This is a genomic window from Curtobacterium sp. USHLN213 (assembly GCF_037144815.1).
Classification (GTDB): Bacteria; Actinomycetota; Actinomycetes; order Actinomycetales; family Microbacteriaceae; genus Curtobacterium.
Map to the genome: position 1 here is coordinate 270,368 of NZ_JBBCYQ010000004.1, position 15,835 is coordinate 286,202.

At 71.4% G+C, this 15,835-nt stretch carries 14 protein-coding genes; 4 read left to right on the plus strand and 10 right to left on the minus strand.

The genetic code is table 11. The features are described from left to right. Nucleotides 1-157: 157 nt before the first annotated feature. Entirely contained in the window at nucleotides 158-2,863 is a 2,706-nt protein-coding gene (locus WFH25_RS07730; RefSeq protein WP_336697308.1) for an ExeM/NucH family extracellular endonuclease, read from the minus strand. 168 nt (nucleotides 2,864-3,031) lie between these two features. Between WFH25_RS07730 and WFH25_RS07735 the strand changes: the two genes are divergently transcribed. Together WFH25_RS07735 and WFH25_RS07740 are read left to right on the plus strand one after the other, a co-directional pair. Then, nucleotides 3,032-3,364 carry an ATP-binding protein gene (locus WFH25_RS07735; RefSeq protein WP_336697309.1) on the plus strand — a complete coding sequence of 111 codons (333 nt, stop codon included), beginning with the start codon at nucleotides 3,032-3,034 and terminating at the stop codon, nucleotides 3,362-3,364. An 11-nt stretch (nucleotides 3,365-3,375) separates the two neighbouring features. After that, nucleotides 3,376-4,617 (plus strand): hypothetical protein, encoded by a 1,242-nt coding sequence (locus WFH25_RS07740; RefSeq protein WP_336697311.1) that lies wholly within the window; start codon nucleotides 3,376-3,378, stop codon nucleotides 4,615-4,617. Nucleotides 4,618-4,644: 27 nt separating this feature from the next. On the opposite strand, the gene WFH25_RS07745 is transcribed toward WFH25_RS07740, so the two are convergent. The 6 genes from WFH25_RS07745 to truA all read right to left on the minus strand — a co-directional run bounded on the left by WFH25_RS07745 (nucleotide 4,645) and on the right by truA (nucleotide 8,722). Continuing rightward, nucleotides 4,645-5,391 (minus strand): MBL fold metallo-hydrolase, encoded by a 747-nt coding sequence (locus tag WFH25_RS07745; RefSeq protein ID WP_336697313.1) that lies wholly within the window; start codon nucleotides 5,389-5,391, stop codon nucleotides 4,645-4,647. A 39-nt stretch (nucleotides 5,392-5,430) separates the two neighbouring features. Continuing rightward, nucleotides 5,431-5,694, minus strand: a complete 264-nt coding sequence (locus WFH25_RS07750; protein ID WP_336697314.1) for a hypothetical protein — start codon at nucleotides 5,692-5,694, stop codon at nucleotides 5,431-5,433. Then, nucleotides 5,691-6,338, minus strand: coding sequence for a hypothetical protein (locus WFH25_RS07755; protein WP_336697315.1), 648 nt, complete (start codon nucleotides 6,336-6,338; stop codon nucleotides 5,691-5,693). The genes WFH25_RS07750 and WFH25_RS07755 overlap by 4 nt, the downstream gene beginning before the upstream one ends. 59 nt (nucleotides 6,339-6,397) lie before the next feature. Continuing rightward, a complete protein-coding gene (locus tag WFH25_RS07760) occupies nucleotides 6,398-7,267 on the minus strand; it encodes an ABC transporter ATP-binding protein (protein WP_336697316.1) in 870 nt (289 codons plus the stop codon). 16 nt (nucleotides 7,268-7,283) lie between these two features. Beyond that, nucleotides 7,284-7,544 carry a hypothetical protein gene (locus WFH25_RS07765; RefSeq protein ID WP_309886582.1) on the minus strand — a complete coding sequence of 87 codons (261 nt, stop codon included), beginning with the start codon at nucleotides 7,542-7,544 and terminating at the stop codon, nucleotides 7,284-7,286. Nucleotides 7,545-7,834: 290 nt separating this feature from the next. Beyond that, complete coding sequence (gene truA, locus WFH25_RS07770) at nucleotides 7,835-8,722, minus strand: tRNA pseudouridine(38-40) synthase TruA (RefSeq protein ID WP_336697317.1); 888 nt, start codon at nucleotides 8,720-8,722, stop codon at nucleotides 7,835-7,837. Nucleotides 8,723-8,883: 161 nt separating this feature from the next. Here truA and WFH25_RS07775 point away from each other — a divergent pair, with 161 nt between their 5' ends. Both WFH25_RS07775 and WFH25_RS07780 read left to right on the plus strand, forming a co-directional pair. After that, on the plus strand, nucleotides 8,884-9,873 hold the full coding sequence (locus WFH25_RS07775) for an ATP-binding cassette domain-containing protein (protein ID WP_071295214.1): 990 nt from the start codon (nucleotides 8,884-8,886) through the stop codon (nucleotides 9,871-9,873). Further along, nucleotides 9,870-10,700 (plus strand): ABC transporter permease, encoded by an 831-nt coding sequence (locus WFH25_RS07780; protein WP_070417694.1) that lies wholly within the window; start codon nucleotides 9,870-9,872, stop codon nucleotides 10,698-10,700. Before WFH25_RS07775 ends, WFH25_RS07780 begins: the two co-directional genes overlap by 4 nt. On the opposite strand, the gene WFH25_RS07785 is transcribed toward WFH25_RS07780, so the two are convergent. From WFH25_RS07785 to rplQ, 3 genes are all read right to left on the minus strand, one after another. Further along, a complete protein-coding gene (locus WFH25_RS07785) occupies nucleotides 10,682-13,891 on the minus strand; it encodes a BTAD domain-containing putative transcriptional regulator (protein WP_336697318.1) in 3,210 nt (1,069 codons plus the stop codon). The genes WFH25_RS07780 and WFH25_RS07785 overlap by 19 nt on opposite strands. 28 nt (nucleotides 13,892-13,919) lie before the next feature. Next, complete coding sequence (locus WFH25_RS07790; RefSeq protein ID WP_071295212.1) at nucleotides 13,920-15,038, minus strand: FUSC family protein; 1,119 nt, start codon at nucleotides 15,036-15,038, stop codon at nucleotides 13,920-13,922. A 208-nt stretch (nucleotides 15,039-15,246) separates the two neighbouring features. Next, nucleotides 15,247-15,813, minus strand: coding sequence for a 50S ribosomal protein L17 (gene rplQ / locus WFH25_RS07795; RefSeq protein WP_070417691.1), 567 nt, complete (start codon nucleotides 15,811-15,813; stop codon nucleotides 15,247-15,249). Between the last annotated feature and the right edge of the window lie 22 nt (nucleotides 15,814-15,835).

Below are 15,835 nucleotides of genomic sequence, written 5' to 3' on the forward strand. Positions count from 1 at the left end.
CGGCCCGGTGGAGGGCTCATCTGACTGTCCGGCGCACAGAGCGCGCAGACCAAGGTAAGAGCCTACCCGACGCACGTGACGGCGGTCAAACGGAGACAGGACGGACGGGAGGCGCGGTGCCGGCTGGCACCGCGCCTCCCGTCCGGTGCAGCGAACGTCAGCCGAAGAGGCTCCGCAACCACGCGAGCAGCGCGGCGAGCGCCGCCAGCGCGTCCGCGACCGGACCGCCGTGGCCCGGGTTCCCGCCGTGTCCGGGGTCGCCGCCGTGGCCGGGGTTCCCGCCTCCCGGGGTGCCGACCCCCGGCAGGTCGATGCCCACCACGACCGGGTCGTGGTCACTCGCCCGGTACACGTCGTCCTGGTACAGGTCCGTGACGTTGTAGTCGTACCGGCTGTACTCGAGGCCCACCGACTCGACCGAGTTGATGTTCCAGATGTCCACGCCGGTGACGGTCTCCAGCGCAGCAGGGGACGCGAACACGTGGTCGAGCGAGCCGCTCAGCCCGCTGAAGACGTACGACCACTCGGACGCGTCCTCGGTCGGGCCGAGGTCCGTGTAGCCGGCGTCCTCGAGGGCGACGACCGGGTCCTCCTCGCTGTAGGCGTTGAAGTCGCCGAGCATGAACACCTTGTCGGTCCGCGCTTGGCGCTGCATCGCGGTCGAGAACGTCACGAGCGCCTTCGCCTGCTCGACGCGCGAGTGGTTCGACGCACCCTGCCCGTCGCCCTGGTCGGCGTCGACGCCCTCGCCGGAGCCCTTCGACTTGAAGTGGTTCGCGATGACCAGGAAGGTGTCCTTCGCCGAGGGCTTCTGCGCGCCCTTGCCCTTGCCGGGCTTCGCGACGACCGGGGCGAAGGCCTGCGCGAGCGGCTGGCGGGCGTTCGTGAACGCCGTCGAGTCGGTGAGGATCGTCGACGAGCCGACCGGCTGCACGCGGTCCTTCTTGTAGATGAGCGCGAGGCGGATGACGTCCTCGCTCGACGGGAGCTTCGACGGGGACTTCGCGTAGGCCCAGGTGTCCTTGCCGGTCGCGGCGTTGAGCGCGGCCACGAGGGTCGCCACGGCCGCGTCACGGTCCTGGCCGAAGCGCGCCGAGTTCTCGATCTCCTCGAGGGAGACGACGTCGGCGCCGAGGCCGTTGATCGCCTTGACGATCTTCACCTGCTGGCGGGCGAGGTCGTCGGCGTTCGCGGCACCGCGGGCGTCGCAGCCGCCCCGGACGGTCACGGGGTCGCCGTCGCGGTCGGTGTAGTAGGTGCAGCCGGTGAGCTGGTCGCCGGTCGTCGGGAAGTAGTTCAGGACGTTGAACCCGGCGAGGCGGATGTCACCGCCGACGTTCTCCGGGGCTGCGGTGCGGACGTCCGAGAACGACGCGGGCAGGTCGGCAGCCGGGGTGGCGCCGGTGATCGGCGACGTCGGCTGGAACTTCCACGAGTCGTTCCGGTAGTCGAGGACGACCGGCTCGTGGAAGGTCGCAGCGGCGCCGACCGTGACCGGGCCCTGCGTGAGCCACGACACCGGGATCGACTGGTTCGCCGCGCTGAGGAAGTTCGTGCTGGCACCGTCGTCGAGGACGACCTTGCGCGCCGCGTTGTCCGCGGTGACGGCGGCGGCCTCGGCACTGCCCGGACGGGCGACCTCGGTCGGCTGGAGCAGGCGCTGCTTCCCCGATGCCAGCACGACCTCGCCGTACTGGTTCGTCGTGTAGTTGTCCGCGACGGTGTAGTCGCCCTGCGGCGCCACGAGCATGCTCTCGAGCGACTCACGCTGTGCGTCGGTGCGCGGGAAGGTCAGGGTGGCCGGGACCGGCTGGACGACCCCCGCGGCGGGGAGCTTCGTCAGGCCGGACGAGGTGGGCACGGTCAGCTCGGTCAGGCCGTTGAACTCGGACACCGTGCCGGTGAGGCGCACCGCGTCCCCGATCGCCACGCTGCCGACGGTCGCCGACGAGTAGACGAAGACGGCGTCGGAGGCGGTGTGCTTCCCGAGGTCGAGCGCGCCGCCGGTGCCGGCGGTCTGGACCGTGTAGCCGTTGAAGCCGCCGGTGGCGTACACCGCGGTGACGACGCCGTCGGTCGTGACGGTCTTCCCGGCGTACGGCGAGGCGTCGCCGGTGCCCTGCAGCTGCGCGATCGTGACCCGTTCGGCCGGGGTCGTGCCGCCGTCACCGGGGTCGGTGGGGTCCGTGGGGTCGGTCGGGTCCGTCGGCTGCGTGGTCTCGCCCGCGGCGTTCTCCGGCGTGACGCTCGTCGTCACCCGGAAGTCGGCGGCGTTCGAGTCGGTGTCGGTCGTGCCCTGACGGGTGAGCGCGTCCGGGACGGCGTTCGCCGTGCCGGTCGGTGCGACCGCGGTCTCGAAGGTGTTCGACGTGCCGTAGCCGAGCAGGTCGACGACGCCGGGGGTGCCCGTCGTCACGGCGCCGGCGGGGAGCGTCAGCGCCGTCGCCTGGTCGGCGAGGACGAGGGTGCCGGTCGACCCGGAGGGGTTCAGCCCGGTGACGGCGTCCGGCTCGGGCAGCGCCTCGCCGTTCGTGCCGTTCGAGCCCATCTGCACGAGGTAGGTGCCGTGCGCGGGCACGGAGCCGGCGAGCTTGCCGACCGAGGGCGCTCCGGTACCGGTCGCCGCGCGGTACTGCACCGACCAGCCGTCGACGCTGACGGGGCTGTCGGTGGGGTTGCCGAGTTCGACGAACTTGTTCGTGAAGGGCTGGTTCGCGCTGCCGCCCTTGAGGTAGGCCTCGGCGATGACGAGCCCGGAGCCCTGGGGGTTCGCGGTGGCCGTGGAGACGGAGACGAGCGGAGCGGCGACGAGCGCGGCTGCAGCGGTGGCGCACAGCAGAGTGCGCCCGACGGATCTGTGCATGGTCGCACGGTACCGACCTGCGGGGCCCCTCAGGTTTCCGGCGGGTGAACGATCCGTTCCACCCCTGATCGGGGTGCAGGCGGCGCGAGACGGCATTCAGCTCCGTGTGCGACACGCCGTGACGCCGACGTGCAAAATGCTGCATGACGAGTAAAGATCGTCTTGATCATGCTTCAGAGAGACCAACTGGAACCGTTCAAGACGGCCCTGACCAACGCGCTACGCACGACGAAGCACGACGACGATGCGCTGAGCGATCGATTCATCGAGCTCACGCCGGGCTTGATCACCTCTCTCGAGGCGAACGTGAACCACCTGCTGACCGGCCGTCGTGGTGTCGGCAAATCGACGACGCTGTCGATCTTGCATCAGCGCGCTGAATCCAAGGGACGACGCGTGATCTTCGTCGATGTTGAGGAGCACAAGTCTCGCGACTACCCGGACGTACTGATCGAGATCATCTCGACATCATCGGCGCGATCCGGCCGGCCTGGAAGCTGAAGCGACAGACGTTGACGCTCCGAAGCCGCATCAAGGAGCTCACCGGCATCTTGAACTTTCTTCGCGACGCTGGACCCGAGATTGAAGAACATCACTCGGACAGCGATGCGCACGGTCGTGACTACAAGGTGAGCATGGGCGGCGCGATGGCTGCGAGTTTCGCCCGTGTGACGGGCAAGAGCTCGGCGAGGCGCGAGATCAGCAAGAAGCACAGCCGAAGCACCACTCGCACGCGCCGCAAGGAAGAATTCCTCCGCGATCTGGCGCCTGCGATCGCGGACGTCTTGGAACTGTCCGCGAATCAAGAGGGAGCGAAGTCGCTCATCGTCGTGCTGGACGACTTCTACTTCGTCCCTCGCGCAACGCAACCACTCGTTCTCGATCACCTGCACGGCTTCACGAAGAAGAGCAACGTGTGGCTCAAGATCGGGAGCGTCCAGTCTCGAACGCAGACGTTCGCTGATGGGGACCCGCCCCGCGGAATGCAGCCGCCACACGACGTCCAGCATCTCTCCCTGGACGTCGGACTGGCAGATTTCCACACCGCCAAGGCCTTCCTCGAAGACGTCACCGCGAACATCCTTCGCCCGATCGACCTGCGACTCCAGGATGTCCTCACTGAGAAGGGTCGAGAGCGTGCCGTCCTGATCGCGGGCGGCGCCGTCAGCCGCGACTACTTTGATCTCCTCATCGCTGCTGCCGATCAGGCCTGGGAGAGCGCACAACGCGAGCAGAAGGCCGATGGGCAGTTCATGATCGACACCGAGGACATACAAGCGGCGGCTCGCGTTCGCCTCGAGCGGAAGCAGAAGGACCTGCGGAATGATGCTGGGCGAGACGCGTCATCGCTCGAACGGCGATTCGAGGACGTCGTGAAGTTCGTTCGAGACCGAGACACGTTCTTCTTCCTCGTTCGCCAGGATCACATAGACCTCGACTGGGGTCGCGAGATCGTTGAACTCGAGGACCTTCGCTTCGTGCACCGAATCATGACCACCCGACCCAACACGAGCGCGCACCGAGGAGTGGACACCGTCGTGTTCATGGTGGACCTCCCCGCGATCATCACCCGTCGCGCCCGGAAGGCTCCAGTGGAGTTCTGGAAGCAAGGTCAGGGCGACAAGCTCCGCCGAGCACAGTGGATCTACGACCCGGGCTGGACGACGACCCCTGCAAAGAACTCGAAATCCCCGTCCTCGAATACCGACATCGCGGAAGAGAAGCCCCGGGAGCCCACCCTCTTCGACGACTGACTCTCGGGGCGTGACATTCGTAGTCCTTCAGACGCCGATGGGCCGCCAGGTGGACCCGACGCGGTGCACGGCCGGCCCGTGTCCGGGGAGCAGGACGTCCGGGATCGGCAGCGCCCGCGCGGACTCGAGCGCTCGTTCCTGGTCGGCCGTGAAGAACGACGTGATCATGCGCGGCCGCGGCTCCCACGACGACGGCTGCGTGTCGTGCCGGCTGACGACGGCGTCCCCGGTGACGATCGCGTTCGCGGCGGGCAGCAGGTAGGCCGTGGACCCGTCCGTGTGCCCGGTGGCCGGCAGCGGTGCGATCGCCCGGCCGACGAAGTCCGCACCCGTGAACGCGCGGGCGGTCGGCACCGCGGTGGGTCGCAGCGCGTCGGAGCGCACTGCGCGGGCGAGCCACCGGAGGACCCTGGGTGCGGCCAGCCGTCCACCGATCTCGGCCGGCGTCACCTGCTGCCGCGCGGGTCCGCGCACGTTGTCGAGCTCGTCGGCGTGGGCGAGCACCTCGACGTGCGGGTACCGCTCGAGGATGCCGGGGATGCCGCCGACGTGGTCGACGTGCCCGTGCGTGACGTACACCCGGCGCAGGTCGTCGAGCTCGTGGCCGGCGTACCGCACGGTGTCGAGCACGAGGTCGGTGTCGGCCGGGTAGCCGGCGTCGATCAGTGCGACACCGTCCTCCTCGGCGAGGACCACCCAGTTCGAGACGGGCCCCTCGACGAACACCACCCCGGGTGCGACGGACACGACGGAGCGGGGTTCGCGGGAGGTCATCCCCCGACGGTACCGCCGAGCGGGCGTGCTCCTGGTCGATCAGCCTGCGACGAGGTCCTTGGCGAGTCGGAAGAGGAGCACGCCGCCGGTCGCCGCGTACCAGCCGATCAGCGAGTTCCGGTTGGCGGCCAACGCCAGTGATCCCCCTGCCGCACCGACTCCGAGCAGCAGCGCCAGCCAGCGGATCCACGGGTCCTGGTGCGAGACACCGGCGACCAGAGCTCCGGTGGTGGCGAAGATCACCAGCACGATGATCGCGGCCCGTCGCCGACGGGCGGCCTTCGCCGGGCGCTCCTGGGTCATGCTTCCACCGTGCGTGTTCTGAGGTATCCGCCGAGGCACGGGACTGCGATCCAGACGAGACCGGAGGTGACCGCCGGCAGTACGCGTGATTCGCCGAGAACGCCGCCCTGCACCGCGCTGAAACGAATCCATTCGGTCCACGCGCCGCCGAATGACAATGCCACGTCCGCCACGAGCACGATGAGCACGACGCTCACCAGCGCCAGGGGGAGCGAGCGCACGGAAGCCCCGATCCCGAAGGCCATGGCCGCCGACGACAGAGTCAGCGCCGCCACCTGCCCGATCGGCGTTCCGATCGAGGCCGAGTTGAGGTGGCCCCCGAGGGACACCGCTCCGACCACGCCGACCGCGGCTGCGACGAGCGACAGGAGCACGACGCCGGCCACCAAGCAGGCGCAGGCCGCGGCTCGCGCTCCGTAGATCGTGCCGCGAGGGAGCCCGGTGAGGATCCCGTCGCGCTCTCCTCCGGCGCGTCCGTCTCCGACACCGCACACTGCCCCGATGACGGCCGAGACGAGGGCCCCGGGCAAGCTCACCGTGATGATGACCTCCCCGGCATCGAACGAGCCGTTTCGGAGCACGAGCGAGACGCTCAAGATCGCGCACAGGACGACGAGGAGCACGATGGCGCCGTAGCCGATCATGGCTCCTCGAGTGTCCAAGCGTTTGCGCAGTTCGAGGCGGACGTGCTGGGAAGCGCTGATCATCGACCGACCTCCGCGATGTGCTCTCCCGCTGAGGCTTCTGCGTAGAGCATCTCGAGATCCACAGAGGCCGGGACGATCGAGCGGACGTCGATGTCGTGACGGACCGCCAGTCGCACTCCCTCGGCGACCGCGCAGCCAGCAAGGATCCGGTCGCCGCGACGTTCCGCCGTCTCTCCGGACGCGGTCAGCGCGTCGATCATCCTCGTTGTGTCGGACACTTCGATGATGCATCCGCTGGACGCCTGGAGGTTCATCGACTGCACGCAAGCGATGCGACCACTGCTCATGACGACGGCGACGTCGATCATGGACTCGAGTTCGGACAGCAGGTGGCTCGAGATCACCACGACGGCGCCGCGCGCGCGCAGGCGGCGCACGGTCTCACGCACCCAGACGATCCCGTTCGGATCGAGGCCGTTCATCGGCTCGTCGAGCAGCACGACGGCTGGATCCCCGAGGAGCGCAACCGCGATCCCGAGGCGCATCTTCATCCCGAGGGACAACGCCCCGACGCGCCTTCGCGCCACCCGTTCGAGCCCGGAGGACTGCAGCGCTGCTGCGACGTCGCTCCGCGGCGCTCCCACGTAGGCGGCCCGCAGACGCAGTGTCTCCCGGACGGTGCGCCCAGGATGGAGCCCGTTCTCGGCAAGGACGGCGCCGATGACGACCGACTGCCCTCCGGCAACGCTGATGGTCCCCGTCGACGGTCTCACGAGCCCCGCGACCGCGGCCATCAGCGACGTCTTCCCCGCACCGTTCGGACCGACGAGGCCGTACGTCATGGCAGGAGCGAACTGGATCGTGATGTCGTCGAGCCGCGGCCGTCCGCGTCCGCGCACCCCCACGTTGCACAGATCGATCGTCATGATGCCTCCCTGGAGCTCAGAAGAAGTAGTTCCACAGAGCGTCGAAGAGCTGCTGGATCGTCATCGTCGCGATCGCGTTGATCGCGGCCTTGATCCAACCGGCGACCCCCGCCCACCACCTCTTGAACGCGGCCGAGCCCTTCTTCACGGCGTTCTTCATCGGCGTGATCAACGACGGTGCGTTCCGCTTGACCCAGTTGATGATCGGACCGATCGGGATCCCGTTGGTGGAGGCCCCATCCGTGCCGATGGGCGCGCCGGTCGTCGAGCCACCCACGGGTCCACCTGTCGTGGTGCCCCCGGTCGCGCTGACGAAGCTTGCCGAACTGACACTCGAACTGGACGCCGTAACGGGCGCTGCCGACGCAGCTGTCGCTCCGGCGGTTCCCATCAGCGTGCCGACGACGATCGCCCCGATCACCCTTGCCGTACCGATCCTGTTCATTGCCATCCCCTTGTGTGGTGCGGCGCGAGCATCGTTGCCGCGCGGTGCCACTCTGACAGTCAGGATGTCAACGGTCAAATTTCAGTGTGCGATATCAATGTGGCGAACGAGCATGGATCCGCTCACTCGCGTCGCGCACGGGTCTGCGACGCCCGCGCCGCGAGGTCGTCGTCCGCCGGGTACCCGACCTCGGTCAGGGTGAGGCCCTTCGCCGGCGCGACCGTGAACTCGCTCGTCCGGGCCTCGGCGACCCGCAGGTCCTCGAGCCGGTCGGCGCCGAACCGGCCCTCGCCGACGGCGATCGTCGCCCCCACCATCGCGCGCACCATGGAGTGGCAGAAGGCGTCGGCCTGGAGGCGCGCCACCAGCACGCCGTCCGGCTCGCGGTCCCAGCGGAACTCCTGCAACGTCCGGATGGTCGTCGCCCCCTCGCGCGGCTTGCAGAACGTCGCGAAGTCGTGCAGCCCCAGCAGCCGCAGCGCACCGCGCTCCATCGCCGCCGGGTCCAACCGCGTCGGGTGCCAGACCGTGTGCCCCCGTCGACGTGGATCGCGCCAGGCGTCGGCGTCCGCGATCCGGTACGAGTAGCGGCGCCACAGCGGCGAGAACCGGGCGTCGAACCCCTCCGGCGCGACCGAGGCCCGGGTGACGACGACGTCCCCCTCCGGCGCCGCGATGCCGTTCACACGCTTGACGAGCCCGTCCAGCGGCGAGCGCCCCGACCCCCGCTTGGCGGCCAGCGCGTCCCACTGCGCCGACGTGAGGTCGAGGTGGGCGACCTGCCCGGTGGCGTGCACGCCCGCGTCGGTGCGCCCGGCCACGGTGAGCAGCGGCGGCTCGCCCCACCGGGTGAAGACGGTGGCGAGCGCGGCCTCGAGCGCGCCCTGCACGGTCCGGAGACCCGGCTGCCGGGCCCACCCGGAGAACGCGGCACCGTCGTACGCGATGTCCAACCGCAGCCGCACGCCGCCACCGTCACCGCCGCCCTGCGGGCCCGCCGTCTCGTCCACCAGGCCACCGTACCGGGGCCGGACCGCGCCTCCTGGCCCCCGTGCTAACACGGGCCCCGCCCCGGTGTCAGTGCCGCGTCAGTGCCGCGTGAGCGGGCCGCGGCACCATCGTCCTCGACATCGACGAACCACGTCGGGTCACCACGAAAGGACCTGCGCGAATGACCACCACACCGCTCGCGGTCGAGGCCACCGGCCTCGTGAAGACCTTCGGGACGAACCGCGCAGTGGACGGTGTCGACCTCCGCGTGGAGGCCGGCACGGTCTACGGCGTGCTCGGCCCCAACGGCGCCGGCAAGACCACCACCATCTCCATGCTCGCGACGCTGCTCAAGGCGGACGCCGGCGAGGCCCGCATCTTCGGGCGGGACGTCCGCCGCGAGGCGCAGGCCGTCCGCTCCCTCATCGGCGTGACCGGCCAGTACGCGAGCGTCGACGAGACGCTCAGCGCGACCGAGAACCTCGTCATCTTCTCGCGCCTGCTCGGCCTGGGCCGCGCCGAGTCGAAGCGGAAGGCCGCCGAGCTGCTCGAGCGCTTCGGGCTGACCGAGGCTGCGTCGCGTCCGTTGAAGAACTTCTCCGGCGGCATGCGTCGGCGTCTCGACCTCGCCGCGAGCCTCATCGCACAGCCCCCGCTGCTGTTCCTCGACGAGCCCACGACGGGTCTCGACCCCCGCACCCGCGCCCAGATGTGGGACACGATCCGGGAGCTCGTCGCGACCGGCTCCACCGTCCTGCTGACGACGCAGTACCTCGACGAGGCCGACCAGCTGGCCGACCGCATCGCCGTGATCGACCACGGCCGCGTCGTCGCCGAGGGCACGGGCGACGAGCTGAAGGCGTCCATCGGGTCGAGCTCGCTCCAGCTCCGGCTGGCCGACCCGCTCCGACTCGACGCTGCCCGCACCATCGTGCGGAACAGCCTCGGCGTCGACGCGGTGGCCAGCCCCGAGGGCTCGCGCCTCACCGCGCCGATGTCCGACCCGGACCGCGTGACCGACCTGCTCGTGTCGTTCCGCGACGCCGGCATCTCCCTCGCCGAGATGAGCGTGCAGAAGCCGACGCTCGACGAGGTGTTCCTGACCATCACGGGTGCCCCGGCCACCACCGACGACGACACCACGCGCGAGCTCGAAGGGAGCATCGCATGACCACCATCGCCCCCACCCCCACATCGGCGCCACGGGTCGCCCCACGCCCCGGCATCGGCGGCTCCGGACTCGGCGCGACCGTCCGACAGTCCTTCACGATGGCGTACCGCGGCCTGGTGAAGGTCCGTCGCACGCCCGAGCAGCTGTTCGACGTGACGCTCATGCCGATCGTCTTCACCGTCATGTTCACGTACATCTTCGGCGGCGCGATCGCCGGCGACGTGTCCAGCTACCTGCCCGTCATCATCCCCGGCATCCTCGTGCAGACGAACATCACGTCCTCGATCGTCACCGGTGTCCAGCTCCGCGAGGACATGGACAAGGGCGTGTTCGACCGCTTCAAGTCCCTGCCGATCGCCCGCATCGCGCCGCTCGCCGGTGCGCTGCTCGCCGACACGGTCCGGTACGCGATCGCCACCGCCATCACGTTCACGGTCGGGATCATCATGGGCCTGCGTCCCGAGGGCGGTGCCGCGGCGGTCGTGCTGGCCGGCGTGCTCGTCATCGTCGTCGCCTGGTCGATCAGCTGGATCTTCGCCTACTTCGGCGTGGTCGCCCGCACCGCGTCGAGCGTCTCCGGCATCGCCAACCTGGTGCTCTTCCCGCTGACGTTCCTGTCGAACGCGTTCGTCCCCACGGACACCCTGCCCGGCTGGCTGCGCTGGTTCACCGAGGTCAACCCGATCTCGCACCTCATCACCGCCGTCCGCGAGCTGATCAACCACGGCGCCGTCACCGGTGACCTCTGGATCAGCCTGCTCGGTGCCGCCGTGGTCGTCGCCGTGTTCGCGCCGCTGACGGTCCGCGCCTACATGCGGAAGGCGTAGCGGAGGTCCTCCAGCAGCGTCCTCGCCCGCGCGACGGCCTCGGTCCGGTCCCATCCGGCCGAGGCCGTCTCGGCGTCCGCGACGCGGGCCGCGCCGAGCGCGTCGACGAGGAGCGGTCGGAGCCGTCCGTGGGCGAGCACCGCGAAGTCCTGCCGGGTGCCGAACCGCATCGCGGCACCCCAGCACCGGGCCGCCTCGGCCGGACGGTCGCTGCGCGCCGCCGCGACCGCGAGTCCCGCCAGCGTCGTGCCGATGACGGGCAGGTCGAGCCACCACGGGTGGACGCGGATCATCACGAGTGCGGCCTTCCGGATGCGGCGAGCGACCGCGCGTTCGTCGGCCTGGAGGCGCGGTGTGGCTCCGTCGGGCGCGCCGAGCGCCGCCTCGTCGACCGCTGCGATCCGCGCCGCGCCCGCCATCACGGTCCAGTGCGGTGTCGCCTTCCGGTGCGGCAGCACCCAGTCCCACGCGGCCGTGTACTGCGCGGCGGCAGCGTCGAGGTCGCCCTCGAACCGGAGGCACTCCGCGCCGATCGCGACGGCGAGCACGCCGATCTGGGAGCGGTCGCCGTCGAAGCCGCCGCGCCCCGAGACCGGTCGGTGCTGCAGCTCGGCAGCGATCGACCGGGCGGTGTCCACGGCGCCGGTCGCGGCCGAGCAGAGCCCGACGGTCCAGCCGATCTCGTACAGGTCGTCCTCGGCGCCGAAGCGCTCGAGCTGCTCACGGGCGCGGTCGGCGTTCGCGAGGGCGTCCGCGTACCGGCCGGTCTGGGCGAGGAGCTGCGTCATGGTGACGGCCACGGTGCCGATCGTCCACGCGTCGGCGGTGCGCTCCGCGAGCGTCTGCGCCCGGGTGGCGTACCGGAGGGCCGCCGCGAACTCGCCGTCGTTCTCGGCGAGGGGCGCGCTGAGCATGTTGGCGGTACCGGCCACGCCCTCGTCGGGGTCGTCGCGGAGGCGCGCGAGGAGCGCGGTGCCCGCCGCCGGACGCCCGAGCGTCAGGAGCAGGGCCGCCTGCGCGTCGAGCACCGGGAACCCCGTCGTCCCGACGCGGCGGAGGCGCCGGAGCGTGGAGATCGCCCACGCAGCGGTCCGGCGGTCGTCGAACGCCGAGGACGCCCCGGCGACGACGAGTCCGACGTGCACCGCGGCGACGTCCTCGGCCGCGGGCGGACCCGAGCGCAGCACCGCGACCACGTCGGACGCGATCGCGGTGACCTCGCCGTGGGCACCCCGGAGCGTCCAGTAGGCCCCGAGGGCGGCGAAGACGTGCGCGGTCGCCGAGGCGTCGTCGGCGCGGAGGCTCCAGCGGAGCAGGGTCACGAGGTTGTCGGCCTCGCGCTGGACCTCGTGGAAGCGGTCGAGCTGCTCTGGACCGGTGAGCGTGAAGAGGTTCCTGGCGGCGGCGAAGTCCCGCCCCCAGCGGATCATCGCCGTGCGCACCGCCTCGGTGGCGCCGCGTTCGTCGAGCCGTGCGGCCCCGAACTCGCGGACGGTCTCGAGCAGGCGGTAGCGGACCGGCTCCCCCTCGACCTCGACGAGCTGCACGAGGGACTGCTCGACGAGTTCGGCAAGGTCGTCGAGCGCATCGTCCCGGCGGTCCGGCGCGGCCACGGCCTCGACGGCGTCGACCGCCAGGCCGTCCGGGAACAGTGCCAGGCGGGTCAGGAGGTCCTGCGCGCCCGCGTCGAGCAGGCGCCAGCTCCACTCGATGACCGCCAGGAGCGTGCGGTGCCGCTCCGGCGCGCTGCGGTCGCCGCCCCGGAGCAGCGCGAAGCGGTCGTCGAGCCGGCGCTCGATCTCGTCGATGCTCATCCCCCGGATCCGCGCCGCGGCCAGCTCGATCGCGAGCGGCGACCCGTCGAGCCGCGTGCAGATGCGGCGGACGGTGTCCACGGGCAGCACGGCCCCGGGTCGGGCGGCCCGGGCGCGCTCGGTGAACAGCCGGACCGCGGCGCCGTCGGCCTCGACAGGGAGGGGCGCGAGGGGCGCCACGACCTCGCCGGCGATCGCGAGCGGTGCACGCGACGTCGTGAGGATCCGGAGGTCGGGGATGCTCGCGAGCAGGTCGGCGGCGAACCCGGCGACGTCGCCGACGAGGTGCTCGCAGTTGTCCAGGACGAGGATCGTCGGGGCCTCCCCGAGCGCCCGCCCCACCCGCGCACGCAGGTCGGCGACGACGACCTCCCGCAGCGCCCGGGCGGAGCGGAACTCGGCCACCCCGAGCAGGGCACCGAGCGCGGGGACGACGTCCTCGGCGGTGGCGATCGGCGCGAGCTCGAACACCACCACGCCGGTGGTCGGCGGCACACCGGCGGCGACCGCCTGCGCGAGGCGGGTCTTGCCGAGCCCACCCGCACCGAGGATCGTGACCAGCCGGTTGCGGGACAGGAGGTCCGTGACGGCGGCGAGGTCCTCCTGCCGTCCGACGAGCGTGTTCGGCGCGGCCCGCAGCCCGACCCGACGAGCACGACCGGAGTCGGCGGCGGACCGGCGGAGCAGATCGGCGTTCAGCCGCACCAGGTCGGCCGAGGGGTCCGCGCCGAGCTCGTCCGCGAGGCGGTCGCGGTGCGTCGCGAACGCGGCGAGCGCCTCGGCGTTCCGGCCGGCGGCGACCAGCGCGCGCATGCACCCGGCGACGGCGACCTCGTCGAACGGGTTCGCCTCGGACTCTGCGAGCCACAGCGCGGCCGCTTCCGCCGCGTCCCCGCGGTCGAGGAGGAGTTCGCCCAGCCGGCGTCGGAGCGCACGGCGGGCGCCGGCCGCGCGGTCGGCGAGCGTGGCGCCGAGGTCCCCGTCGACGTCCGCGCCGGGGTCGCCCCGCCAGCCGTCGAGCGCTGCCCGGACCACCGCGACGTCCTCGCTGGCAGCCGCGCGCTCGGCGGCCGTCAGGTCGACCGAGCCGGGGTCGACCCCGAGTGCGTACCCGGTGCTCGTCGACACGACGACGCCGTCGGCCGTGCTGCGCCGGAGCCGGGAGACGAGGGTCTGCAGCGCTGCACGGGCGCCGCGCGGCTGGTCGTCGCCCCAGAGCTCGTCGATGAGCGCCTCGGTCGTCACGGCGTGGCCGCGCGCGAGCACCAGCGCGACGAGGAACCCGCGCGCCAGGGCCCCGGGGACGGCGGTCGGGCGCCCCTGCTGGTCCTCGACCTCGACCGGCCCGAGGACGGCGACACGAGAGTGGACGGGCACGTCCCGAGTCTAGGTCGAGCCTCGGGCGTCAGCCGCGGGCGTTCCGGAAGGCGGACGGCCCCGTGCGGGTGTCGAGGTCGTTCGTCGCCCGGCGCTCGGACTCCACGATGCCGCGCATCGCCACGAGTGCGGCGGACGTGACCGCGACGTGCGACGGGTTCTCGCGCGACGCGTCCAGCGCCCGCTCGACCTCGGCGATCGCGTCGTCGCCCGCTTCTTCGGGGCACTCGCCGCGGACCATGCACGCGAGCTCACGGAGGGCCGTCGCGAGCGGCTCGGCGAACTCGGGGTCCGGTCGCCCGAGCCCCTCCGACACCGGACCCGACCGGGCGACGAGCTCGGTGAGGTCCGTCGTGTACCAGGCGACCCGCTCGAGGGCACGGAAGCGGGCACCGTCCTGCTCGAGCCGTGCCCGGGACCCACGGAGTGCCCCGCGCGGGTTCAGCCGCCGGCTCTCGTGCGCGATCGACACCCGGGAGCGGACGTCGGCGATGGCGCGGTCCAGTCGGTCCTGCTGACGGTCCCAGGCCTTCTCGTCGCGCTCGCCCCCTGCGAGGACCTCGGCGAGCCCGTCCAGGTGGTCTGCGAGCACCTGGTTTACCGCGTCGATCCGGTGCTCGGCGTCCCAGAAGCGCAGGGGCGGGAAGACGAGGAAGTTCACCAGGAGGCCCACCACGACCCCGACGGCCATCTGCACGAGGTACCCGAGCGAGTACCCCTCGGCGTGGGCGCCACCGACGAGCAGGACGAAGAGCGCGGCGGTGGACACCCAGGAGCTGCCCTCGCCGAGGACGCGGAACCCGCCCACGAGCACCCCGATGCCCACCGCCAGCGCGATCGCCAGGAAGCCCGGGTCACCGACCCACATCGTGAACCCGGCGATGACGATGCCGAGCGCGATGCCGACGAGCGTCTGGACCCCGCTCCGGATGCCCGCGAACACCGTCGTCTGCATCGCCACGACGGCACCGAGCGGTGCGTAGTACGGGTACTCCGCCGCGACCCCGGGCATGTGTCGCGCGATGAACCACGCGAGCACGGCTGCGACGGCGGCCTTCGCGGCGTGGAGCAGGCGCGGTTGCGTCCCGGAGGTCCGGCTCCACCGCCAGACCCGGGTCCCCACACCCGCGATGTGCTCGAACTGCATCGGTCCCTCTCGTCGTGTCGGCCGGTCACGATACGGTGCCGCGCCTGTGAGACGGAGCCGGTCCGCGTTCTGCGGCTCGGCCGCCTGTGGGCCAGGAGGAACGGGGCGGGCCCGCACCGCGCCTCCAGGCCGCCGCCCGGTCACCCCCAGGACGCGACGAAGCCCCCGCAACGCGTGTTGCGGGGGCTTCGTCGTGGTGGGGCTGTGACTACTTGTCGTCCGACTTCTCGGCGGCGTCGGCCTCGACCTCGGCAGCTGCCTCGGTCTCGGTCTCCTCGGCGACGGGAGCGGACTCCTCGGTGGTCTCGGTCTCCTCGACCGGGGCCTCGTCGGTGGTGTCCTCGGCGGCAGGCTCCTCGACCGGAGCAGCAGCGGCCGGGGCCGCGTCGCGCTTGACCGGGGCCGGCGTGCTCGACACCGGCTCGAGGACGAGCTCGATCGACGCGAGGGGAGCGTTGTCGCCCTTGCGGAAACCGAGCTTCGTGATGCGGGTGTAGCCGCCCTGACGGTCCTCGACCTGCGGGGCGATCTCGGTGAACAGCGTGTGCACGACGGACTTGTCGCGCAGGATGCTGATCACGCGACGACGCGCGTGCAGGTCGCCACGCTTCGCGAACGTGATGAGACGCTCGGCGACCGGACGGAGGCGCTTGGCCTTCGTCTCGGTGGTCGTGATGCGACCGTGCGTGAAGAGGGCGTTGGCGAGGTTGCTCAGGAGCAGGCGCTCGTGGGCGGGGCCGCCACCGAGGCGGGGGCCCTTGGTGGGCTTCGGCATGTCAGTTCTCCAGTGGTGAAAG